Below are 22,547 nucleotides of genomic sequence, written 5' to 3'. Positions count from 1 at the left end.
CTAAAAGGATTCAACAAGCATCAAATAATATTTAACCACATTATATTAAGCAGGTGATTCAAATCCTCATGAGACCAGCCTGCCAAGATGACAAGTCCATTCTAATGTTTCTGTGGATTACGATTGCAAGGTAATACTTATTCCTTATTTCAAAAAAAATTCCAATGCATCCAGTAATGCTTTGGATGAATTCGAATTGGCCATCATGAAAAAATAGGCAATCCTGCCAAAAACTAATTTCAGCAGAAAGCACCGATAAAAAAAAAAGAAAAATGAGAAAAGCCCAATGATTAAACCTTATCCAAAGCCTGGTCCACATCGGCCAGTATATCCTCTATGTCCTCAATGCCGACGGAGAACCTGATCAGGTCAGGTGTTACCCCAGTGGACAGCTGCTGCTCTTCGGACAGTTGGGAATGTGTTGTTGAAGCTGGATGCACTACAAGGGATTTCGCATCACCGATGTTTGCCAAAAATGAAAGCAGTTCAACGCTTTCAATGAATTTCAAGGCTCCGTCATAACCTGCCTTAAGGCCGAATGAAACTATTCCACCATAGCCTTTCTCAGCGTATTTTTTGGCCACTTCGTGGTTAGGTGAGCTTTCAAGACCTGAATATGTTACCCAGGCAACCTTCGGATGTGCTTCCAGATGCTCTGCTACCGCCATTGCATTTGAAGCATGCCTTTCAATCCTCAGACCCAAAGTTTCAAGACCCTGCAATAATAAGAATGATCCGAAAGGTGAAGGAACTGCACCTGTGTCCCTTCCGATGACCGCTCTTATTCTTGTTGTAAAAGCTGCTGCACCGAATGTTTCTGCAAACACCAAACCGTTGTATGTTGCATCAGGTTCGGAAAGTGTTGGGAACTTGCCGTTCATCCAGTCGAAGTCGCCCTTTTCAATGATGATTCCGCCAAGGGTAGTACCATGACCACCAATGTATTTGGTTGCAGATGAAGATATGATATCTGCTCCATGGTCAAAAGGCCTAACTGAACCAATTCCAACTGTATTATCTGCAATCAATGGAATTCCATGTGAATGAGCTATTTCAGAAATTCTGTCAAAATCAGGAATGTCAAGTTTCGGATTTCCTATTGATTCAACATAGATTGCTTTTGTTTTATCGTTGATTGCTTTTTCAAATTCATCAGGTGACTGTGAATCAACAAATGTTACACTGCGTCCCAGTTCCTCCAATGTGTTTTCAAAAAGCTCATATGTTCCGCCATAGAGGTTGTCCGCTGATACGATGTTGTCTCCCACTTGAGTCAGGTTAATGATTGTATAGAATATTGCTGACATTCCTGATGAGGTTGCATATGCTGCAGTTCCTCCTTCAATTGCAGCCATCCTCTTTTCAAAAGCTTCAGTGGTCGGATTTGTCAGTCTTGTGTAGATGTTTCCTCCCTCCTTAAGTGCGAATCTGTTTGCAGCCTGTTCGGGAGTGTCAAATACATAGGAAGTTGTCTGGTAGATTGGAGTTACCCTTGAACCGGTTTCATCCACTTCTTCCTGTCCGGCATGCACGCCGATTGTTGAAATGTTTTTCTTGTTTTTGATTTCATATGCCATAATAATCATTTATAATTTTGTAAAAATTAATATTTATATTTAAACAATAATTGATGTCAGTCTGTAAAATTAACATTAATAATAATATTATTGTTAAAAACTCATTTATTAAGTTAATTTCTATTCAATTTAAAAAATACAGATTTATATCTGATTAAATAGAATTTAAATCTATGAAACTTGGAAAAATTATATCGACCATATTGAGTTTGATATCACCAATTACTGGTGAAAGTGACTGTCAAAAATACGAAAAACTAGAAATCAATGATGTTCCATCGATTAGAAAATCTGATCTGCCTTCTGAATTTGGTGATGTTGCATTTGAAGTTGTTGATGAATTCATTAGAAAAACTAGAACTTTAAATTATGAAATATTATTGTTTTTCGATTATATTACAGGAGAAATTCTTAGATGCAAAATAGGAACTGAAAGCAGTGTTGAATTGCAATTCAAGGATGGTGAATTTGACGGCAAACATGTTGCTTCAATACATAACCACACAAAAGACATATATACTCCCCCATCAGACAAAAATTTTGGAATTTTTTTGAGAAACTGGGAAGATTATGAATTAATTGCTGGAATTGATGGATTATAGATTTTAAAAGGAAAAGTTAAGGATGAAAAATTATGTTTCGAATTGAAATTCATTTCAAATCTGCTATTCAATATGGCATTAGAAGACGCAGTAAAAACAACTGAAAACATTAAAGATAGAGAAACTATATGTGATGAAAACTATGGAATATTACTGTCAAAGTATATAAACAATAAAAATCTTAATGAAATACAAATAACAAAAAGAGGGTACAAAAATGACTAAAATTTCTGCAGAATTTAATTGTAAAAAGAAAATTAGAGACCCGCTAGAAATTCAAAAAGTTATCAAACGTGCAAATGACCCAAACAGATTGCATTGGAAAGATGCAGTATATGCCTTGTTCCACATCATGGGTGTGGACATAACTTATGATGAAATACCTCTAGAATAGACCTTTTTAAAACCCAAACAGATCCTGTGCATCCAGCATAACATCCACTATATAAACCTCAAACGGACACCTCAGTTCGCATTCACCACAGGCGATGCAGTCATTAGCATTGTATTTCAAGTTATGATAATGCTCATTAACGCTTGCCGGAACTTCATCCTGATTTTTGGCCAGATCGAACAATTTGTTTACCATCGCTATATCAATGCCTGAACTGCATGGCTGGCAATGCCCACAGTAGGTGCACTGCCCCTTGAACGAATGCAAAGGAGCATTTTTCAAAACTTCAGCATAGTCTTTTTCATCATCACCTGCATTGCAGTATTTCAATGATTCCATAAGCTCATCAACGGTTTTAACTCCGACAAAAATGCTTGAAACACCTTTTTGTTCTAATGCATAATGTATGCACTGTACCGGAGTCAGCGCAATGCCGAACGGTGAGGTCTCATCAGCCAATAAATTTCCTCCGGCAAACCCTTTCATTACTGTCAGTGCAGTTCCGTTTTTCTCGCAAAGATCATAGATTTCTGCCCTTTGAGGATTGACGCTTGAAAAGTCATTGTCAAAGGCATCCTCCTTTCTGTACTCCTCAATGTCATCCATCGCCCCAAACATGTCGTATGCCGGATTGATTGAAAACATCAGCAGCTCAATTTCAGGGTTTTCAGCCGCTAAAATTCCGATTTCGGGATTGTGGGTGCTCAATCCGATGTGGGCTATTGTTCCATCACTTTTCAGTTTACGGACATAATCGATAAAAGGCCCGTTCATTATGTTTTCATAATCCTCAATCTGGTCGACATAGTGAATCATGCCGAAATCCAGAGTATCGATTTGAAAGCGTTCCATAAAGTCTTCAAATGCAGGAATCACCTTGTCCATGTCACGTGTCCTCACATACTGATTGTCTTGCCAGGTTGAACCTATGTGACCCTGTATGACCCAGTTGTCACGGTTGGGATTGATTGCACGGCCAAGGTGTGAGCGCACATCAGGTTCGCTCATCCAGCAGTCGACAAAGTTGATTCCATTTGCTTCGCAAGCTTTTATTAACTCCAAAGTATCTTCATAAGGCCTTTCTACCAGAAATTCTGCTCCAAATGCAATTTCAGAAACTTCAATATTTGTGTTTCCCAACTTCCTGTATTTCATTGATTTCCCTCAAATTATTCTTTGTCAAACATATAATTAATATTATGTTAAATTCAAAATAATACTTAAAGGTGAACATGATGAATATAGGAATACTTGGCGCAACCGGAAACTTCGGAAGACTCTTCAGTGCAAAGCTGCTTGCAAATCCGAATTATCACTTGACTGTAATTTCAAAGTCTGCAGGAAACATCTTTGAAGACAGCTTCAGGGTGACTGCGAAGACCATCGATGCAACAAACCATAAGGATCTGAAGAATGCTTTGGAAGGTGCAGATATCGTATACTGTGCCGTTTCAGGCCCTGACCAGGCCGCCATTGCCCGCAATCTGGTGGAAATAAATCCAAAAAGATTAATCTACATGACAGTCGTTGGAATCTACAATGAGCTTGAAGGCGAAGGTGCTGAATTCAATCTGGAAAACGAAAAGGAGCAGATTCCAAACAGGAATGCATCAGATCTGATTGAGGAAAGTGATTTGAACTATACGGTTTTAAGATGCGGCTATCTCATTAACGGAGAAGATAACGACTACGCCATAACCAGAAAGGGAGAAACCCCAAAAGGCTATGTCTCCACATTCGAATCCGTTGAAAAGATCGCTTTGGAAATCATTGAAAATCCAGAACTTTATTTGAAAGAAAACATCAGCATTACAAGAGACATGAGTTAAATGTATACGAAAGAATTCATTTTAGGTGAAGTCAATAAGATTCGCGAAGAAATCGGTCATGACAAGGTGAACATCTTCATTGAAGAGTTGTACTTTGATGAAAATACCAATGAATTATGGATCATTACAGAAGACCGTCCCGACAAGTCATCCATTATCGGCAAGGGCGGCTGGGTAGTCGGAAAGCTAAGAGAAAAACTTGATTTAGAAAGCATTCATGTTGAATCATATGGGGACTTTTTAAACAAGGAATATAAACTGAAACTATCCAAAAAGACTGTTCATAACTTAAACTCAGATTTAATTGGCCTTGAAAACCTGGAAAAAACAATTGACAGCAAATTGGATAACATTTACAGTTTCAGTTTTGACACTTACCTTAAGGAAAATGAATTCGAGGAATCAGAAAACATCGAAGCGGTCGTTGCGCTTTCAGGTGGTGTCGACAGCAGCTTCTCATTGATTCTAGCTAAAAAGCTAGGTTTCAATCCAATAGCTGTCACAGTTGATCCGGGGACTATAATTTTACCGAAACAGTTCAAAGAGAATATTAAATTAATTACAGAGTCCTTAAATATATCTCATGAATATATTGAAGCGGATTATTCGCAAGTAATCAATGAATCATTTACAGGAAAGCTTCATCCATGCGGAAGATGTTCCACCAACACCGGCGAGCTGGTTAGGGAATATGCAAAATCAAGAGAAATACCGATAATTGTCTTTGGTGATATGCTTGCAACAGGTAGCCAATGCATAAATATGCAGGACGATTCATTATATCGATTGAACCTTCCGGCAAGTTTGAGTGTCGGCAAGCAGGAGATAAAATCCTTAATCAGAAACTATGATTTAAGAGAGTTCAAGGGATTCGGCTGTCCGCTTCTCTATGAGGTCCACAGAAAGTTCCCTCATATGAAGAAATTTTCAATACAAAGAATTCTTAGGGAAACCCGTTCAGGTGCACTTGAGCCCGGCGAGGCACTGGATTTGATTTGGAGCTTCTACAAAACAAAATAGTTAATAACCAGATTTGAAAGATAAGATAATATGATGTTTAAAATTTGTCCAAGATGCGGGTCCAAGAATGTAAAATGGATTATTCCCCAAAACTGGTCCCAATGGATTTGTTATGATTGCGACTACACTGGACCAATAATTGAAGGAAATCAGGACCTGGCCGATGAAATCCATGAAAACTATTTGGAATCACAAAATCATTCCGAATAAATTCTAATTTTCATAAAAATCAATCAAAAGTTGCAATGGGATATGAATAGAAGCTGAGCCATAACTTTTTGAAATATCAAATAAGTTTTCTATAGATATCCTTTTTGCAACAAATGCATCAATAATTAAAAAAATTATTTAGCAATTGATATATTGTTTTTAAGAGTATTTAAAAGTTTAGGTATACCTAAATAAAATTCTTGCTAAAAAAATATAGGAATTAGTTAAATCCCCAACCTTTCAAATTCATCATTTAAGAAAACTTTGATGTTGTCACGAGCCATTTCAACCATTTCAGGAGCAGGACCTCCCGGAACAGCTCTGATTTTAACGTTTTCAGCAGGATTCAAGGCCCTTTGAATTAAATCATCTGACAAGTTCAACTCATCAAAGCCCAATTCGACAGCAATGTCATCTATAAATTTAGAAGTGATGTCCTCTTCAGACATATCATTGGCTGTGGCTTCATTCACTATCCTTCCCACAATCTTATGGGCAGTTCTGAATGGAATTTGCTTTTCACGAACCATGATATCCGCCAGGTCAGTTGCGGTTGCAAAGTTCTTGCCAGCAAGTTCAGCACACCTATCCACTTTGAATTCAACGGAAAGCATCATCTTTGTAACGATGGATAAGGTTTCCTGAGTCACTTTCACCGCATTCCATAAATGGGGGGTTATTTCCTGCAAGTCCCTATTGTAAGTGTATGGAATGGCCTTTAAGATTGTTAAGATGGTTATTAACTCACCGTTTGCAATGCTGGTTTTTCCTCTTGCAAGCTCAGCCACATCAGGGTTTTTCTTCTGTGGCATAATAGAAGAAGTTGATGAATATTCATCGGCCATTTCAATGACACCAAACTCATAAGTGCTCCACAATACCAACTCCTCACATATTTTGGCCAAAGTGGATGACAATGCCCCCAGATCAAAGACGGTTTCTGCAATGAAGTCACGTGCTGAAACACCGTCCATTGAGTTTTCCAGGTATGCGTCAAAACCAAGCAAATCGGTAGTCAGCTGCCTGTTGATTGGAAAACTGGTAGTGGCCATAGCGGCAGACCCTAATGGGTTTAAGTTAACACGCTTGTAAGTGTCGCTTAAACGTTCATAGTCCCTTTTAAGTGCCTGGACATGAGCCATCAGGTGATGGGCTATTGTAATCGGCTGAGCATGCTGCAGGTGGGTGAAACCTATGAAAATATCTTCAAGGTGTTCTCCAGCCATCTCCACTAATCCTTCCATAAACTCCAGAATGCCAATCTGAATTTCTTCAATCATTTCCCTTAAAACCAACCTGACATCACATGCGACCTGGTCATTACGTGATTTCGCAGTATGCATATAACCTGCCTGCGGACCTATTTTGGAGGTTACATAGTTTTCAATCGCCATGTGAACATCCTCAACGGAAGCGTCGAATACCAAAGCGTCAAACCCTTCCTCTTTAAGGCAATCCAGAGCACATAAAATATTATCGGCAATTCCCTCATCGATAATTCCCTCATGCTTAAGCATTGAAGTGTGTGCAAAATTAGTCTTGATGTCGGCTTCAAAAAGAACCTTATCGGCATCATATGATGAAGTGTATTCAGCTGCTTCATCAGTCATTCCAGTTTTAAAACGACCGTTTCTAATATTATCCAAAGAAATCCCTTCTAAAAAATATATTAAAAATAAAAATAAATAAAAAAAGAAATAAAGATTTGAAAAATCTTATTTTTTCATTTCGGTATATCCACATTTGCCGCAAGCGAATCTGTCACCATGGTCAGCCATGAATACACCTTCACCACAACGAGGACAAATTGGATTTTTCCTTTCAATTTTGTCGCCATCTACTTTGTAAAGATCAGATTTTCTTACCATTCAAATCACCTATTCTTCTGCTTCTTCTTCTGCTTCCTCTTCAGCAGGTTCTTCAGGTTCTTCATTTTTAGCAATGACATGTTTAGCTTCAATGTATTTTAAATCTTCAACAGTGTCATAGACTTTAGCATAACCTATAGCTTTAGGTTCGCCGTAGTGTGGTTGTACATTGTCGACAACGATTAAATCTTTTTTAGTGTTTAATAAAGCAACTAATTTTGATTTAATGTCTAAAAGTTTAGGAGTTGCTTCTCCATCGTAATCAACATAAAATTTAATTTCCTTTCTGTTAAAAACTTTATTTTCTTTTTCACCAATAAATTCAATTTCCATTATAAAACCTCATTTATTCATTCTTCAATAAATCCGTCAATAAGCTTTTGAGCTTTAGTTTTCATGTCAGAAACTTTTAAAAGCACCAGCCCTTCATTGGGTTGTCCGTAAAGAATTGTAGTTTCTGGTTTTGCCATTAAGATGCAAGGAAGAACTGCAAGATCTTCTTCCCCTGCTACTTCAATTACATAACATTCGCCACTGTTAGATAATTCAAGAGCTTGGCCTATGGTTTCCCATAGATCATCCGTAATGGTTCCAGCGGGATTTTCAGCCTTCAAAATATTTTCTGCATGTATAACATCATGAGTATGATTTTTTCTTTGAATTAAGTTGTCAATAATACCGATGTTCGGATATAATTCATATCTTGTAAGATTGGCAAAAGTTGCATCACCAACAGAAATTAAAAACTCAGAAGATTTAATTTCTTCAATAGCATCTTCGAAGTCAGGATATAATTTGCCTAATGGCTTTTTAAGCTCAATTATTATATCTTTATTTAATTCTGCATCTAAACGTAACACAAAAAACCCTCTATCTTACTCTTAAACAATATTCTCCTGGAATTTTAATATTTAATTCTTTAGCAATGTCAGAATCTTCAGGATCAGTTATTATTAAAAGACCACTCCAGTTATCAGAAGTTACGCCTCCACATGATGGACAATGATCTTTATCTGAAATCATTTTACAAACTGTACAAGCTTTCATTCTCCACCCTTCTTACTTTTCTCTTTTGCTTCTTCAATCCATTCAAATCTACCTAAGTTAGGTTGTCTCATAGTGAGTGGGATTTTGGAATTTCTATTATTTTCGATATTATTTGTAGATTCGTCTTTAATAGAGACACTAACCGCCCTAGCTCTAACCAAATCTCCTTCATCCAAAGATTTGTTAGATTCTTTAGCAAGCAATGCCCCTCTTTTTGCATCATAATTAATGTAATCATCAGTGACCTGGGAAACGTGTATTAAACCATCCATAGGTCCAATTCTTACAAATGCACCATAATCAACAATATCAATTACTTCACCATCGAAAATTTCATGCTGTTCCGGTTTAAAGAAAATTGCTTCAAAGATAACATTATGATATGCTGCACCATCACCCATAATGAGCCTACCTTCGCCAATTTCAACTATATCGTTTACACAGATAAGTAAACCAAGCTTTTTGTCTAAACGACCCTCGTAAGTTTCGTTTAAAGTTTCGATAGCGACTTCTTTAAGAGGATTTTCAAACTTGTAAGGTGGAATTCTTACAGTATCCTCGATTTTTGTTTTATAATACAAAATAATCCCTCATTTCTAAATAAGTTAATTAATATTATATTTTACCATCAACAGCAATATATCTTTTTTGTCTTAGATATGCTACTGTGATACCTTTTTCCTTTGCACGATTTTTTAATTCTATGTCATTTGTAGCTAATACTTCTGAAACTCTAAGTAACGCATCATCCACAGTTTCATTTTCCAATAATGAAATATCCTTTATTTCAATTTTTGAAGAATTAGCTAACTTCAAGGCCAAATTTGCATTTAACCTTGTTTTTCCTTTGTTATTATTTTTCAAACCCTTCAATTCATTGATAACAAAGCTCGGAGTAGTTAATTTATAAGAAGGTAATGTTTTTTCAAGTTCAGTGATTATATCCACATTGAACTGAAAAGGAACCATAAAAAAATTGGTATCAATCACAATTTCCTTAGAGTTCATTATCCCCCCTCTATTTAATAATACCGTAACCGATTAATCTCCAACGAGCACCGACTCTACGACTTAAAGCAACCCTATCACCAGGACTAGCGCAAACAGGCAATTTGAGAGTAACATCAACAACATTTTTCTTGGTTGAAGTAACAACGCCAATTGTAGTTGTAGTACCGCAATTAATCATTAAAGCTTCTTTAATTTTAATTGGAGTGACATCACGTTCCTCTTTAGTACCTACAACACGGTCAAGTAAATTAGCTTCCATTTTGAAACTATTCAATACATCCGGTAAAGTACCTTCTTCACCTGCAACGGTTCCAGACAATGAATCTGATTTGGTTAAAGACGGATCTAATTTGGTTGCAATACCAACAAGCCCGCCAGGACCAATTTCTTCAACTTGCTTGCCGTTAGCTTCAAGACCGATAATTTCTGATTTAAGAGTAATTCTTTCACCATTATTGGAAGGACCTGGTCTGATTTCAATAGTATCACCAAGCTTAAATTTACCTTGAACTAAAGTGCCGCCAATAACCCCTCCCTTGATCTTATCAGCACCGGAACCCGGTTTGTTAATATCAAATGACCTTGCTACATGCATTAATGCAGTATCATCAATATTTCTTTCTGGAGGTTGAATTTGTTTAAGCATTGTTTCGATTAATATATCAATATTTGCTCCTTGTTGAGCAGATACAGGTATTATTAATGCATCTTCAGCACAAGTACCTTTAACAAATTCCTTAATTTCATTATAACTTTCTATAGCTCTTTCCTTTGAAACAATATCAATTTTATTTTGAACTACAATAACATCTTTAACACCGATTACATCAAGCGCCATAAGATGTTCTTTAGTTTGTGGTTGTGGACAAGACTCATTTGCGGCAATTACTAAAACTGCACCATCCATAATTGCAGCACCAGATAACATAGTTGCCATAAGAGTTTCGTGACCTGGAGCATCAACAAAAGACACTTTTCTAATTAATTCGGTTTCGCTACCACAGATTTCACATTTTTCAGAAGTAGTATAACATTCAGGTTCACCGCATTCAGGACATTTCCTGAATTCGATATCCGCATAACCTAAACGAATAGAAATACCTCTTTTTGTTTCCTCACTGTGAGTATCAGTCCAAACTCCTGATAATGCTTTAGTAAGAGTAGTCTTACCATGGTCTACGTGACCAACCAAACCTATGTTAACATCTGACTGTACGTTCACAGATAACCACCTTTTATAATTTAATTCAACTTAAATGTAAAATAAGAAAAATAGTAGAACTATTCTTCCTCTTCTTCACCAGCACCAATAATTTCAGCTATTGATTTGCTTCCAGCTTCAGTAACTACAGTGTTGATTTGTACGATATCTTCAGCGATAGTGTTTCCTCTTACGGTTTTTCTTTTTTTAACACCATCTGCTTTAGGATGATAACCAATACCACCAGTTAATAAACTTTTTATTCTTCTAGTACCGGAAACATCTTTTTTCATGGTAAAACCATTTTTATCACTACCACCAGTGATTTTTAAAGTGTAACCATCTAAACCAACAATTCCACCATCAAATTCATCACCGATGACTAATCCGTTAAAAGCCTTGGTCTCATCTACTTCAAATTGATGAGATTCAGCCCCTTGAGACACAACTACTTTGAATGCCATGGTATTTCCTCCTTAGTTTTTTTATAAACCCAATTTATTATTCAAAAAGACCAAATTTACCCCAATCTGGATCTTGTTTACGTTTGATTTCTAAAAATTCATATAAAGTTTCAAATTCATCTTCAGTCAGTTTATCTTTAAATTCTCTTTCAATGAATTTATAATGCTTTTCAGGGATATCAATGTATAATTCATCTCCTTCATCGAAGTGTTTTCCTACAATCGCGTCTTTAATAGCCATTGCTACCCTTTGACCTCTGGAAATATCCGGTAATGTCTCGCCTTTATCTTCCATACTGGCAATGACACCAACATATTCCCCATTTTTATTAATTAATGTCTGACCTTGTTTAATTGTGCCGCTGATGGATTCAATTCCAATAATTGCTGGTTTGCTTTGACGGAAAACCAGTTTTGGTAAAGCCATGAATTTTGCCGGTTTAATAATGGCATCATAAAATGCCTTTTTCTTGGCGTTTTCCATTTCATCAATCCATGCTTCATAATCTTCAATAATCTGATAGATTACATCACCTTGGAATAGTTCAACATCGGAATTATTAAGGTCATCTACAGAATTTGGATGAACATTGACATTGAATGCGATAATTGCTCCGTGTGAATCATTTTCATTCAATGCAATGGATGAATTAATAATATCTCTACGATTAACATCACCAATGTCCGCTTCACGAATAGGGATGTCCAATTCTCTTAATAACTTAACAATAGCTTCAAGAGAACCTAATGTATCTGCTTTAACTAAAATTCCTTCATCTTCAGTGCTGATAGTAATATCTTCAATTTCTTTTAAGATTTCCTCTTCAACATTTTCATCATCACTTAAAACTCTAAGTGGTGAACCTGAAATGACATTATCCAAATTAGGAGCAGCGATTTTAATACCTGCAGCTGCAACTACTTCATCGAACTTTTGGAATTTCTTTTTGGAGTCTCTCATTTCTTCTAATGGAAGCGGCCTTAAAATAGATCTAATTTTAGTAGTTAAAACCTCATTTGAAGAAGTCATTAAAGCAATCTCATCATTAGTTCGTAAAACACCATCATAAATAATACTATCAATAGTGAGACCTAATCCTATTTCTTCTTTAACTTCCAAAACAGTCCCCTTGGCAGGAGCATCTTCATTGATTTCTAGCTGTTCAGTTAAGTATTCCTGAGCAAGACCTAAAAGCATTGCTAAAACTTCAATAATTCCTTCACCAGATCTGGCGCTGATTGGAATAATACTGATTTGCGAAGCAAAGTCGCTTACCCTATCAAATCTTTCGGATTGGAAACCCTCCTTGTGAAGAGTGCCTACAATTTCATAAACTTTTGTATCCAAATCTTGCTTAACACTTTGAGCTTGTTGTTCAAAGGATTCCTTGAAAGAAGCCCCTTCATGTGTTTCCCAACCGAATAACATGTCGATTTTATTTGCCACAACAATGAACGGAGTTCTATACATCTTAAGAATGTTTAATGCCTCATATGTTTGTGGTTTAAAACCGTCATTAATATCAACAATCAATACAGCCAAATCAGCTAAAGCGCCACCACGTTTTCTTAAACTGGTGAATGCTGCGTGACCTGGAGTATCGATAAAGAATAATCCAGGAATTAAATCTTTAATAGTTAATCTAGATATAAAATTTCCACAGATTTCTTCAATGGTATCGTTAGGTATCTCTGTAGCACCGATATGTTGAGTAATACCTCCTGCTTCCTTATCAGCAATGGTACTGCCCCTGATATAATCTAATAATGTAGTTTTTCCATGGTCTACATGACCTAATACGGATACAATTGGGGATCTGATTTTCATAGTATCTTTCTTAATAATAAACTTTTAAAACATTAAATTTATTCATAAATTAAATCATTATCGACGATTTCGTAATCGCAAATTTCATCTTCATTAAAGAACAGAGCGATTTCCCTTTCAGCAGATTCCGGAGCGTCTGAAGCATGAATAATGTTTCTGCCTGTATTCATACCAAAGTCTCCTCTGATAGTTCCAAGATCAGCTTCTAAAGGATTGGTTGCACCAACAATTTTTCTAATAGTTGTAATTGCTTCTTCACCTTCAATCACCATTGCTAAGGATGGTGAAGATGTGATATATTCAACTAAACTTGGGAAAAACGGTTTATCTGCATGTTCTCCGTAATGAGTTTTTGCTAAGTCTTCATCTATTTGAATTAATTTAACAGCTACAATTTGAAGACCTTTGTCTTCAAAACGGGATAATATTTTACCCATGAGACGTCTTTGGACAGCGTCCGGTTTCATCATAACAAAACTTTTTTGAATCATTCTTTAACCCATTTAACCTTTCTTGAAACTCTTCCGAGTTTAATCATATTTTTCTCACATTTACTGCTACAAAAGAAATAAATTGAACCGTCTCTTTTGACGTACATCTTTCCTGTACCTTCTTCTATTTCCTTTTTACAGAATGAACAAGTTCTCATGTTCTTACACCTTCTTATGGAGTCTTAATTTCTTTAGCTTCTCTGATTGTATCAAGTAACATTAAAATGTCACCTTCTCTGACAGGACCCATAATGTTTCTTGTTAAAATTCTTCCTTTATCTCTACCATCGAGGATTCTGCATTTGATTTGCATTACCTCACCAGTCATACCAGTTCTTTTTAAAACTTCAATGACTTCAGCAGGAGTTCCTTCTTCCATTTAAATCACCGTAAATTTATTAAAAGAATATGCTTATTCTTTTAATTCAGCAACTTTTTCAACAATTTCACTAACAATAGCTTCAGCGTCACCAGCATCAACAATACATGCGGATGCAGTACCAACAGTTAAACCTGCAGCTCCACCAACTTGTTCTTTGGTAGGTAAGTATGCGTAAGGAATTTCTTTTTCATCTGCTAATACAGGAATGTGTGCAACGATTTCAGCAGGATCAACATCTTCAGCGATAACTACTAATTTTGCATCTCCTCTTTCGATAAATTTAGTTACTTCGTTAGTACCTTTTGCTACTTTACCAGTAGATTGTGCGGTTTCTAATGCTTCTTCAACTTGTTTAGCTAATTCTTCAGGTGTGTCAAATTTTACATAAATGTTTGCCATAAAATATACCTCCTTTTTCATCTGGCTATGCCATCCATCGGCAGATATTATAATTCTTTTGAATCATAATATAATGTAATTATATATAGTTATATTATTTTTTAACTATAGAAATTACTCAAATTATTCAATGGAATAATTTAATATAGTTTTTAATAATACTAATTCTTGAATAATTCATATATCACTAAATATAATCCCGTAATAAAAAAACAAGGGGGATTAGACTTTCAATACAAATACTTCTGAATTTCATATAATTTTTAGCAAAACTAAAAATAAAAATTTAGTAATTAATGAAATAATTCTAGAGAACTAGACAATATTAAATTAGTTTGTATAGTATATAAATGTTTGTAAAAATAACGTTAAAAAAAGTAATTTGACAAAAAAATATTAAAATAGTTTAGTGAAAAGTGTAAAAGAGATAGTAATTAAATTACTATCTATGACAATTAACAAATCTATTTAATTGCTAATTTAACATCTTCAGCTTTTACAGTTTTTCTACCAGCGTGACGAGCAAATCCTACAGCTTTTGCTGCGATTTCGTTTCCGTAATCTTCGATAGCTTCTGTTAAAGCAATTTTTGCGTCATCACTTACTCTTTGTGCACCTGCATTTTTAAGTATTCTTCCTACTGGAGCAATTGGTAATTCACTCATAATTTACACCTCATTTTTTTGATAATAATAGTTTTTATTTGCTTATATATAAATATATTGGTTTATTCCTTTTGATTTTGAAAGATTTCAACATTATAAACTACATAAAAATAACCTAAAAATTGACAGCATTATCTTTGAAAATGTTTTTCATACATTTGTTTAATAAACAAATCTAATGATTAAATTTGAAAAAATAAGAAATGAAAAGCAAAATAAGCAAATAAAAAAATAAAATTAGATTTGAAAAAACAAATCTATTTTTCCATAAGGATTTTTCTTAAAGTATCGATATCGGCATCCACTTCAATAGGTTTTGTACATGCCTCAATAGCAGTGTTCGGATCTTTAAGCAAGTGTCCTGTTACAACACAGGTTATTGTTTCGCCTTTTTCTACAACACCCTCATTGACAAGTTTTTTAAGACCTGCTATTGAAGCTGCTGAAGCCGGTTCAACACCAATACCCTCTGTTCTTGCAAGCAATTTTTGAGCATCCAATATTTCTTCATCAGTTACAGTTTCAGAATAGCCATTTGAGTCATAGATCGCATTCAATGCCTTGATATCGCTGACTGGAGCACCAATACGAATTGCAGTTGCAATTGTTTCAGGATTTTCAACAGGAACTACTCTTTTATCTCCTTTTTTAAATGCATTAGTTACAGGACATGCCCCTTCGGCTTGAATTCCGGTCATCATCGGCAAATCCTTAATGAAACCAGCATCATAAAACTCTTTTATGCCCTTCCAGATGGCTGATATGTTTCCCGCATTACCGACAGGCAAAATAACTCTGTCCGGGGCCTGCCAATCCAAATCTCTGACAATTTCATATCCAATAGTCTTTTGGCCTTCCAACCTGTAAGGGTTAATTGAATTTAATAAATAAAGATGTTTTTCCAATGCAAGAGCAGTCATGGCTTCAAGTGCTTCATCAAAGTTTCCGTTAATGGACATTACTTCTGCACCATGGAACATTGCCTGAGCTAATTTTCCTAAAGCAACTTTTCCGGATGGTAAAAACACAATACAACGTAAACCTGCCCTAGCGGCATATGCAGAAAGTGATGCTGAAGTATTACCGGTTGAAGCACAGCCAACAGTACTTACACCCAATTCCATGGCTTTTGTCATGCCGACTGTCATTCCCCTATCCTTGAAACTTCCTGTCGGATTTGAACCTTCCACTTTAACATATAATTTTACGCCAAGCTCTTCTCCTAATTTATCACACCTGCAAAACGGAGTTCCTCCTTCATCAAGGGAAACAATTTTAGATTCATCTACAGGAATGCATTCTTTGAATTTCCATAAATTATCTCTTCTTCCATCAAAAGTATCTTTGGAAACATTAATCTCATTAACAAGTTCAAGTACAGATCCACACTTTTCACAGGTGTAGATTACTTCATCATCATCATATTCTTCGCCACAAGAAACACATCTTATCATAAAAAATCACATATATATTTTTTAATCTAGTATTATATAAAATTTAACTTATAATTGACATTAAATACGAACCTAAAGGCAATGTAACATAAGCTTCGACAATGCCTGCAATAACCATTAAAATTGAAGCAACAAACAATATTATCAGAGCATGTGCCAGAATATCAAAATTTTCAGAATATGTGTAAACAATTCTATCGATAAACTTCATTTCCTTTTGTTTGATAAATGTTTTAAGCAGATTATATGCAAACTTGAATAATATTAATCCTGAAGAGCAGGCCAATATGCATGATGGAAACTCAAATATCCCATGAGGAATAATTAAAATCAATGCAGATGTTAAATTAGGTACTGTAGCCATAAAATAACCTACAAAAAATCCGTTGAATGCTAAACTTAAAACTGAAATACAAAAGAATAATCCATAAATGAACATTCGAAAGACAACCATGATATTATTGAGAAAAATATCATGGAACGTTATCTTAATTATTCCTGATTGAACCTTATTGGTTAAATCTTCGACAAGAGGATTGAAATAACTATATAAGCTAGGTTCAAAGACATACCCCAAAATCAATGAGATAAAAAAGATTAATATGGAAGCGACAATTATGCCCTTATTTTCAGTGAATGCCAGTTTCACCTCTTTTTTTATAGATTCCATCATATCAAAGTTTTTGCAATTTCTCGAGCTTCAATCTGCTTTTCTTTTAAGTCATCCATAAACTCTTCCATTAGCTCTGCAGTCCTCACTTTACAGTCACCGCAACGTAATGTGCCGTTTAAACAGTCTTGTCTGATTTTTTCAAGCTCTTCATCATCATCAATGAAATGGTATAACAGCATTTCATATATGACACATTTATCAACTTCACCGCCCAATTCCTGCTGTTCTTTTAGGCTTTCTCTTCCACCGGTTTTTGCTGATTTGACTTTTTTAACCGCATCTTTGGTTTCATCATTAAGATAGATTGCAGTGGCAGGTTTGGAACTGCTCATTTTATCGCCGGTCAAACCGGTTAAAAATCTATGGTAAGTGGATGCGGGGGATAAGAATCCCAAATCATCATTTAGTTTATGTGCAATATCCCTGGTTAACCTGATATGAGGATCCTGATCTATTCCAACCGGTACAACGACCTTTTTTGGACCTCCAAATTCCTCCATTTGTGGAAGCAGGATATCTGCGACCTGAACCAATGGTGCCTGAACATGTGCTATATTGGTAGATGGTGTGAAACCATAAATAGCTTTAAGCTGGTTGAAATTAGTTTTGCTTGAAGCTTTAAAAGCTAAATCCTGTAATAATTTATTTTGAGACTGAAGGTAAACATTGATATTATCTTTTTCCAAATCTAAACCTAAAGCTATCCAATTAGTTAAATATTCGTTTACTGCAATTTCACGACCCTTTTCAAAGCTCATTGCCCTAGCGGCATAGGATTCCAGATCCGCAATTGGAAGAGACAGCATTGCACCTTTTTCCTGATACCATTTAAGCTGATCGACAACCATCTTATGACCAATATGCATTTGTCCACTTGGCATCATACCGGTGACAACTGCAAAATCTTTATTCTGGTTTATTAAATTATTTATTTCATCAAATTCCCTATGTCCGAAAATTACTCCCCTTTTCATTAATTTTTGAGGATTTTTAATGTCATCCAATATATCTGAAATTTTACCAATGCCAAACTGATTAACCAACTTATCATAATCCAGGGTAAATGATGCCCATGGGTCTATTAATTCTGCCATTTTTTCACCAATGAATGTCTTAAATTAAATTTGTAATTAAAATTATTAACTTTAAATAATGAAACTTTAAAAATATAATCGCTTTCTTTCATTTAAATTATGGTCTAGTCCATTCAACATTATAGTATGTGATATCAAAATCTTCATCAACAATGGCCAGGAGAAGCTTTTTATTAACCCCATGTGAAACCCTAACATAGCTTGCAAAGTCAAGAGCATCGACATTGTAATTTTCAAAAATAATCTTAACCAAATAATCTGAATGACCTTGACCGGGACTTCGTCCCCTGTCATACAATCTAAATTCTGAACCATACTTGAATCCAGTCTTAATAATGTATCCGCGGTCCTTTAAATCACGATAGACAACATATTTTCCATATAATTCCTGTTCTTTTAAGATGTCAATCAAATAACCTAAGCTACATTCAACATCATCTTCATAAATAGTTAAGCGACCTTTTTCTAATAAATAACATGACTCAATTAAAGAAAGAATCAGACAATCAGCTTCAATTTTACCGAATTTACTTTTCTCGTGTAAAGCTACTGGTCTTTTGCTTCCTTGCTCAATTTTAATCGATACAATTTCATTAGATAAATTTCCGCGCATTAATACACCATAAAAAGAAATAAATTATATTTAATGCTAATATTTTTTAAATAAATATTATATAAAGTTTATTAAAAATGAGAAAAAAAGTTAGATTCTAATAAAAATATTATTAGCCATTTCCAAGGAAATAGATAACTCTTCACCATCGATTCTAACAAAATAATTTCCCATCTGATTTTCATTTGGATTATATTTAATTTGAGAACCGATTTTAATGCCCAAATCAGATATCGCATCCAATAATACTGAATCACCACGTATGAATGAAACTACGCCTTCAGTATTTGAAGTCAATTCAGAAATAGATAATAAATTAAATTGCCTGTTTACAATTTGGTCAAAGTCTTTTTGTGAATAACATTGACTACAGCTATCAAAATCAAAGTTACAAGCGGGAATAATATTATTGTCCGGACATACATCAGGATTATTCAACATGGCACACAATGCTCTTTCAGCCTCATCAGATAAAGTATGCTCCATCTCACAAGCCTGATCATGAACATTTTCCTCTTTAATTTTTAAAACATCAATTAAAAATTTTTCTAGAATTCTGTGTTTTCTTGTGATTTTTTGAGCTATTTTCATACCTTCGTCAGTTAAAGTAGCTCCCTTATATGGAGTATAATCAATATAACCAAGTTTTTCTAATTTTTTAAGCATTTGAGTTACACTGCCCGGTGCAATACCCAATTCTTTTGAAAGTTTTGTAGTTGAAACTTGTTCTTTATTACTTCCATTGCGATATAAAACTTCTAGGTATTCCTCAATATTTTCACTAATTTTATTCTCAGCCATATGATTCACCTTAGACTAGATTAATCAAATATTTATAGCTAGGAGTATAAAAAAGTTTTGGAAAACCTAAATAAACTTTATAATATTGGTAAAAAATAAAAAAAGAAGAAATTAATTAGAATGGCAAACTAGCATAATACGCTTTATGGGTATATGAGTTTGTATTCCAACTAACAACTTTACCGAATGAATTTCTTTCGCTTGTCGGGTCGCCGACAACCCATACATTATCTATTAACACTTGAGTCCAAACATGACCGTAGGTATTACCACTAAGTGTGAAGTAACATGTTCCGTGCTCATATCTGGCAGCAAGCCCCGCTGTCCTGTACATCGCAATCAGCAAATGTGCCTGGTCAACGCAGTTTCCTGATTTGGCATTTAAAGTGCCTACAGCTCCCTTATGGGTATCATAATAATAACTGTATGACACTTTATCTCTCACATAATTAAAGATAACGGTGGCTTTCTCTTTAGCGGTAGTCAGACCAGCAGTTAACGAATTTACAAGATTTTTAATTGCTGCATTATTTACCTGACAATTAGATGTTGCCTGATAATACGGACCCAAATTAGTTATAGTGTTTCTAACGTTCATTCCTCCAACTGAGTAAGAGGAGGATGATGAACCGGACCCCTGTACAATTTTCACATAATTAGGCATGTACTTATCGTTGTTCTTATAGAATGCCAATATACGTGAAAATGCATCAGGCAATACATTGTAGCTGACTTTGCCTACAGCAGAAGACCCATAATTCGGAGCCTGATTATTGGATTTAATGTAATTAGCAACGTTTTTGGCTAAAGTTAAATAATCCTTCCTAAGCAATTGTGCATTAATAGAATCTCCTGACGGATTAGCTGCCGCTTTAACACCATAAATACATTTGATTGCAGCATTATTGGAATTGCCCAATTGATATGCTGCCTGAGTCATTAGATAAAGGAATTCCGGCAATGTGAATGCATGACCTGCAGCGGTGACAGTTTTTGGCATTACACCGTTTGAGGAATAATAATTTTTTAGATTATTTGAAGCTGTTAAAATATCATTAATTGATATTGAAGCAGGACCTGGGGAACTGCTAGTTGATGATCCACCAACAGTTTTAAAGTCAATTAAATTGGTCAAACCATATCTAAATATTATAATTCCATTTGAACCGCCGCTGAGTGCACTTTTAATATCAGTAGTTAATGCGGATACAGATAACTTGGTAACATCATCATCAGACTTATAAGACTGTAAGACAGCCCATACTTTAGCACCTTTTGAGTTATCAACATACCACTTTGCTGTTGTTTGAATCCATGATGTGGATTTTCCGTAATTTCCCTTGTAGATCATCGGCATGACAACGTCCACATATTTGCTGATTGCGGAATAATCCTGACCATAATAATAAGCAGAGCTAGTGGTTTCAGGCATCAGTGTAGCTGAAACAATAAGCGCTGAATTTACCTTATGGATTCCATCAGTGACTAATTTTGTAAATTTGCTAATGGCATCTGTACCGCCACTGGTTTTATATGCAGTACCAGGATATCTTAAATAATCTAAAAGAATACCGGAAACGCCCTTAAGTTTAGCATAATTTTGAGCTTCATCAATTTTATAATTTGAGAAAGCAGTATTATAGGATCCTCCTGAAACAGGATTTACCCATCCTCCATCATCATAAAATGCTTGCATCCAAATATGAACTCTTATACCTAATTTACTGGCGCTGCCAATCCAATTTTCTACAGCGGATTTTCCATGCTTTTCAATGGCATAATAATTTAGGAACAAGTCCGTTACCCCATTAGATGATAATGTATTTAAATTTACATTTTTCATATCCGCGCCAAATACAAAATAACCATTTACATTACTTGGAATAGTTTTTGGACTTACTTTTATTTTAGCACTTATTTGGCTGGATGCGGAATATGCATCATTACCGTAAAATCTCATTTGCACAGTGTAAGTGCCCACAGCCAAACCGCTGGTGGAATACTTAGCCTGACCATTAGCATCAGTCACGATGTACTTCACACCATTATTGGCAAAACCAACCTTGGCACCACTAATAGGCTTACCGTTAGCATCCTTCAAGGTAGCAACCAAATAACTATTAGCCCCATAAACAACATTAACATCAGCAGAAATCAATTTAGTAGAGCCATCATTTACAGTAATCTTGGCACTTGCTTGATTGGATTCGCCATAAGCATCATTGCCATAAAATTTCATCTTCACATTATAAGTGCCTATAGCCAAACCGCTGGTGGAATACTTAGCCTGACCATTAGCATCAGTCACAATGTATTTCACACCATTATTAGCAAAACCAACCTTGGCACCACTAATAGCCTTACCATTAGCATCCTTTAAAGTAGCAACCAAATAACCATTGCTACCATAAGCAACATTAACATCAGCAGAGGTCAATTTAGTAGCAACATTATTCACAACAATCTTAGCACTTGCTTGATTGGATGCGGAATATGCATCATTGCCATAAAATTTCATCTTCACATTATAGGTGCCAGGAGCCAGACTACTGGTGGAATACTTAGCCTGACCATTAGCATCAGTCACAATGTATTTCACACCATTATTAGCAAAACCAACCTTAGCACCCTTAATTGGCTGACCATTAGCATTTGTTAGAGTAGCAACCAAATAACCATTGGCCCCATAAAGAACTGTCACATCAGAAGAAGGCAATTTAGTAGCAACATTATTCACAACAATCCTGGCACTTATTTGATTGGAAGCACCATAAGCATCATTGCCATAAAATTTCATCTTCACATTATAGGTGCCCGGAGCCAGACTACTGGTGGAATACTTAGCCTGACCATTAGCATCAGTCACAATGTATTTCACACCATTATTGGCAAAACCAACCTTAGCACCCTTAATTGGCTGACCA

At 35.4% G+C, this 22,547-nt stretch carries 29 protein-coding genes; 6 read left to right on the top strand and 23 right to left on the bottom strand.

Features of this window, described 5'->3' with window-relative positions; all coding sequences use genetic code 11:
* Nucleotides 1-290: 290 nt before the first annotated feature.
* The gene (locus tag ACKI4K_RS10370) at nt 291-1,577 is read right to left on the bottom strand and encodes an O-acetylhomoserine aminocarboxypropyltransferase/cysteine synthase family protein (protein ID WP_407424805.1); all 1,287 of its coding nucleotides are present in this window, start codon (nt 1,575-1,577) and stop codon (nt 291-293) included.
* 173 nt (nt 1,578-1,750) lie between these two features.
* On the opposite strand from ACKI4K_RS10370, the gene ACKI4K_RS10365 reads away from it, so the two are divergent.
* The 3 genes from ACKI4K_RS10365 to ACKI4K_RS10355 all read left to right on the top strand — a co-directional run bounded on the left by ACKI4K_RS10365 (nt 1,751) and on the right by ACKI4K_RS10355 (nt 2,573).
* A complete protein-coding gene (locus ACKI4K_RS10365) occupies nt 1,751-2,179 on the top strand; it encodes a hypothetical protein (protein WP_407424804.1) in 429 nt (142 codons plus the stop codon).
* 72 nt (nt 2,180-2,251) lie between these two features.
* Nucleotides 2,252-2,404 (top strand): hypothetical protein, encoded by a 153-nt coding sequence (locus ACKI4K_RS10360; protein ID WP_407424803.1) that lies wholly within the window; start codon nt 2,252-2,254, stop codon nt 2,402-2,404.
* Nucleotides 2,397-2,573 carry a hypothetical protein gene (locus ACKI4K_RS10355; RefSeq protein WP_407424802.1) on the top strand — a complete coding sequence of 59 codons (177 nt, stop codon included), beginning with the start codon at nt 2,397-2,399 and terminating at the stop codon, nt 2,571-2,573. The genes ACKI4K_RS10360 and ACKI4K_RS10355 overlap by 8 nt, the downstream gene beginning before the upstream one ends.
* Nucleotides 2,574-2,579: 6 nt before the next feature.
* Here ACKI4K_RS10355 and ACKI4K_RS10350 read toward each other — a convergent pair whose 3' ends face one another.
* Nucleotides 2,580-3,728, bottom strand: coding sequence for an aldo/keto reductase (locus ACKI4K_RS10350; RefSeq protein ID WP_407424801.1), 1,149 nt, complete (start codon nt 3,726-3,728; stop codon nt 2,580-2,582).
* An 80-nt stretch (nt 3,729-3,808) separates the two neighbouring features.
* Here ACKI4K_RS10350 and ACKI4K_RS10345 point away from each other — a divergent pair, with 80 nt between their 5' ends.
* From ACKI4K_RS10345 to ACKI4K_RS10335, 3 genes are read left to right on the top strand one after another with little or no spacing between them, the layout of a single operon-like run.
* The gene (locus ACKI4K_RS10345) at nt 3,809-4,402 is read left to right on the top strand and encodes an NAD(P)H-binding protein (RefSeq protein ID WP_407424800.1); all 594 of its coding nucleotides are present in this window, start codon (nt 3,809-3,811) and stop codon (nt 4,400-4,402) included.
* Nucleotides 4,403-5,422 carry a 7-cyano-7-deazaguanine synthase gene (locus ACKI4K_RS10340; protein WP_407424799.1) on the top strand — a complete coding sequence of 340 codons (1,020 nt, stop codon included), beginning with the start codon at nt 4,403-4,405 and terminating at the stop codon, nt 5,420-5,422.
* A gap of 30 nt (nt 5,423-5,452) precedes the next feature.
* Complete coding sequence (locus ACKI4K_RS10335) at nt 5,453-5,632, top strand: hypothetical protein (protein ID WP_407424798.1); 180 nt, start codon at nt 5,453-5,455, stop codon at nt 5,630-5,632.
* 224 nt (nt 5,633-5,856) lie between these two features.
* Here ACKI4K_RS10335 and argH read toward each other — a convergent pair whose 3' ends face one another.
* From argH to ACKI4K_RS10230, 21 genes are all read right to left on the bottom strand, one after another.
* Nucleotides 5,857-7,278 carry an argininosuccinate lyase gene (gene argH / locus ACKI4K_RS10330; protein ID WP_407424797.1) on the bottom strand — a complete coding sequence of 474 codons (1,422 nt, stop codon included), beginning with the start codon at nt 7,276-7,278 and terminating at the stop codon, nt 5,857-5,859.
* Nucleotides 7,279-7,347: 69 nt separating this feature from the next.
* A complete protein-coding gene (locus ACKI4K_RS10325) occupies nt 7,348-7,500 on the bottom strand; it encodes a 30S ribosomal protein S27ae (protein ID WP_292784086.1) in 153 nt (50 codons plus the stop codon).
* A 9-nt stretch (nt 7,501-7,509) separates the two neighbouring features.
* Complete coding sequence (locus tag ACKI4K_RS10320; protein WP_407424796.1) at nt 7,510-7,833, bottom strand: 30S ribosomal protein S24e; 324 nt, start codon at nt 7,831-7,833, stop codon at nt 7,510-7,512.
* 17 nt (nt 7,834-7,850) lie between these two features.
* Complete coding sequence (locus tag ACKI4K_RS10315) at nt 7,851-8,360, bottom strand: GTP-dependent dephospho-CoA kinase family protein (RefSeq protein ID WP_407424795.1); 510 nt, start codon at nt 8,358-8,360, stop codon at nt 7,851-7,853.
* 10 nt (nt 8,361-8,370) lie between these two features.
* Nucleotides 8,371-8,547, bottom strand: coding sequence for a transcription elongation factor subunit Spt4 (gene spt4 / locus ACKI4K_RS10310; RefSeq protein ID WP_407424794.1), 177 nt, complete (start codon nt 8,545-8,547; stop codon nt 8,371-8,373).
* A complete protein-coding gene (locus tag ACKI4K_RS10305; protein WP_407424793.1) occupies nt 8,544-9,128 on the bottom strand; it encodes a DNA-directed RNA polymerase in 585 nt (194 codons plus the stop codon). Before ACKI4K_RS10305 ends, spt4 begins: the two co-directional genes overlap by 4 nt.
* Nucleotides 9,129-9,162: 34 nt before the next feature.
* The gene (locus ACKI4K_RS10300; RefSeq protein ID WP_407424792.1) at nt 9,163-9,555 is read right to left on the bottom strand and encodes a PIN domain-containing protein; all 393 of its coding nucleotides are present in this window, start codon (nt 9,553-9,555) and stop codon (nt 9,163-9,165) included.
* 10 nt (nt 9,556-9,565) lie between these two features.
* Nucleotides 9,566-10,780: a translation initiation factor IF-2 subunit gamma gene (locus ACKI4K_RS10295; protein ID WP_407424791.1), complete on the bottom strand. Its 1,215-nt coding sequence runs from the start codon at nt 10,778-10,780 to the stop codon at nt 9,566-9,568.
* Nucleotides 10,781-10,839: 59 nt separating this feature from the next.
* Nucleotides 10,840-11,223, bottom strand: a complete 384-nt coding sequence (locus ACKI4K_RS10290; RefSeq protein ID WP_406531445.1) for a 30S ribosomal protein S6e — start codon at nt 11,221-11,223, stop codon at nt 10,840-10,842.
* A gap of 37 nt (nt 11,224-11,260) precedes the next feature.
* Nucleotides 11,261-13,051 carry a translation initiation factor IF-2 gene (gene infB / locus ACKI4K_RS10285; protein ID WP_407424790.1) on the bottom strand — a complete coding sequence of 597 codons (1,791 nt, stop codon included), beginning with the start codon at nt 13,049-13,051 and terminating at the stop codon, nt 11,261-11,263.
* A 38-nt stretch (nt 13,052-13,089) separates the two neighbouring features.
* A complete protein-coding gene (ndk, locus tag ACKI4K_RS10280) occupies nt 13,090-13,542 on the bottom strand; it encodes a nucleoside-diphosphate kinase (RefSeq protein ID WP_407424789.1) in 453 nt (150 codons plus the stop codon).
* Nucleotides 13,539-13,700, bottom strand: a complete 162-nt coding sequence (locus ACKI4K_RS10275; RefSeq protein WP_067042904.1) for a 50S ribosomal protein L24e — start codon at nt 13,698-13,700, stop codon at nt 13,539-13,541. Before ACKI4K_RS10275 ends, ndk begins: the two co-directional genes overlap by 4 nt.
* Nucleotides 13,701-13,714: 14 nt before the next feature.
* Nucleotides 13,715-13,921, bottom strand: coding sequence for a 30S ribosomal protein S28e (locus ACKI4K_RS10270; protein WP_116669816.1), 207 nt, complete (start codon nt 13,919-13,921; stop codon nt 13,715-13,717).
* Between the two features lie 33 nt (nt 13,922-13,954).
* On the bottom strand, nt 13,955-14,323 hold the full coding sequence (gene rpl7ae / locus ACKI4K_RS10265; protein ID WP_407424788.1) for a 50S ribosomal protein L7Ae: 369 nt from the start codon (nt 14,321-14,323) through the stop codon (nt 13,955-13,957).
* Nucleotides 14,324-14,787: 464 nt separating this feature from the next.
* Entirely contained in the window at nt 14,788-14,988 is a 201-nt protein-coding gene (locus ACKI4K_RS10260; protein ID WP_292784110.1) for a histone family protein, read from the bottom strand.
* Nucleotides 14,989-15,245: 257 nt separating this feature from the next.
* A complete protein-coding gene (thrC, locus tag ACKI4K_RS10255; RefSeq protein ID WP_407424787.1) occupies nt 15,246-16,442 on the bottom strand; it encodes a threonine synthase in 1,197 nt (398 codons plus the stop codon).
* 43 nt (nt 16,443-16,485) lie between these two features.
* Entirely contained in the window at nt 16,486-17,115 is a 630-nt protein-coding gene (locus ACKI4K_RS10250) for a stage II sporulation protein M (protein WP_407424786.1), read from the bottom strand.
* Complete coding sequence (locus tag ACKI4K_RS10245; RefSeq protein WP_407424785.1) at nt 17,112-18,209, bottom strand: tryptophan--tRNA ligase; 1,098 nt, start codon at nt 18,207-18,209, stop codon at nt 17,112-17,114. The genes ACKI4K_RS10250 and ACKI4K_RS10245 overlap by 4 nt, the downstream gene beginning before the upstream one ends.
* Nucleotides 18,210-18,306: 97 nt before the next feature.
* On the bottom strand, nt 18,307-18,822 hold the full coding sequence (endA, locus tag ACKI4K_RS10240) for a tRNA-intron lyase (RefSeq protein ID WP_407424784.1): 516 nt from the start codon (nt 18,820-18,822) through the stop codon (nt 18,307-18,309).
* 90 nt (nt 18,823-18,912) lie between these two features.
* Nucleotides 18,913-19,623, bottom strand: a complete 711-nt coding sequence (locus tag ACKI4K_RS10235) for a metal-dependent transcriptional regulator (protein WP_407424783.1) — start codon at nt 19,621-19,623, stop codon at nt 18,913-18,915.
* Between the two features lie 115 nt (nt 19,624-19,738).
* Nucleotides 19,739-22,547: Ig-like domain repeat protein (locus ACKI4K_RS10230; protein WP_407424782.1), on the bottom strand; the 2,809-nt coding region annotated here is incomplete at its 5' end.

This window comes from Methanobrevibacter sp. (genome assembly GCF_045644645.1).
Lineage (GTDB): Archaea > Methanobacteriota > Methanobacteria > Methanobacteriales > Methanobacteriaceae > Methanocatella.
This window is presented reverse-complemented; position numbering and strand designations above follow the sequence as displayed.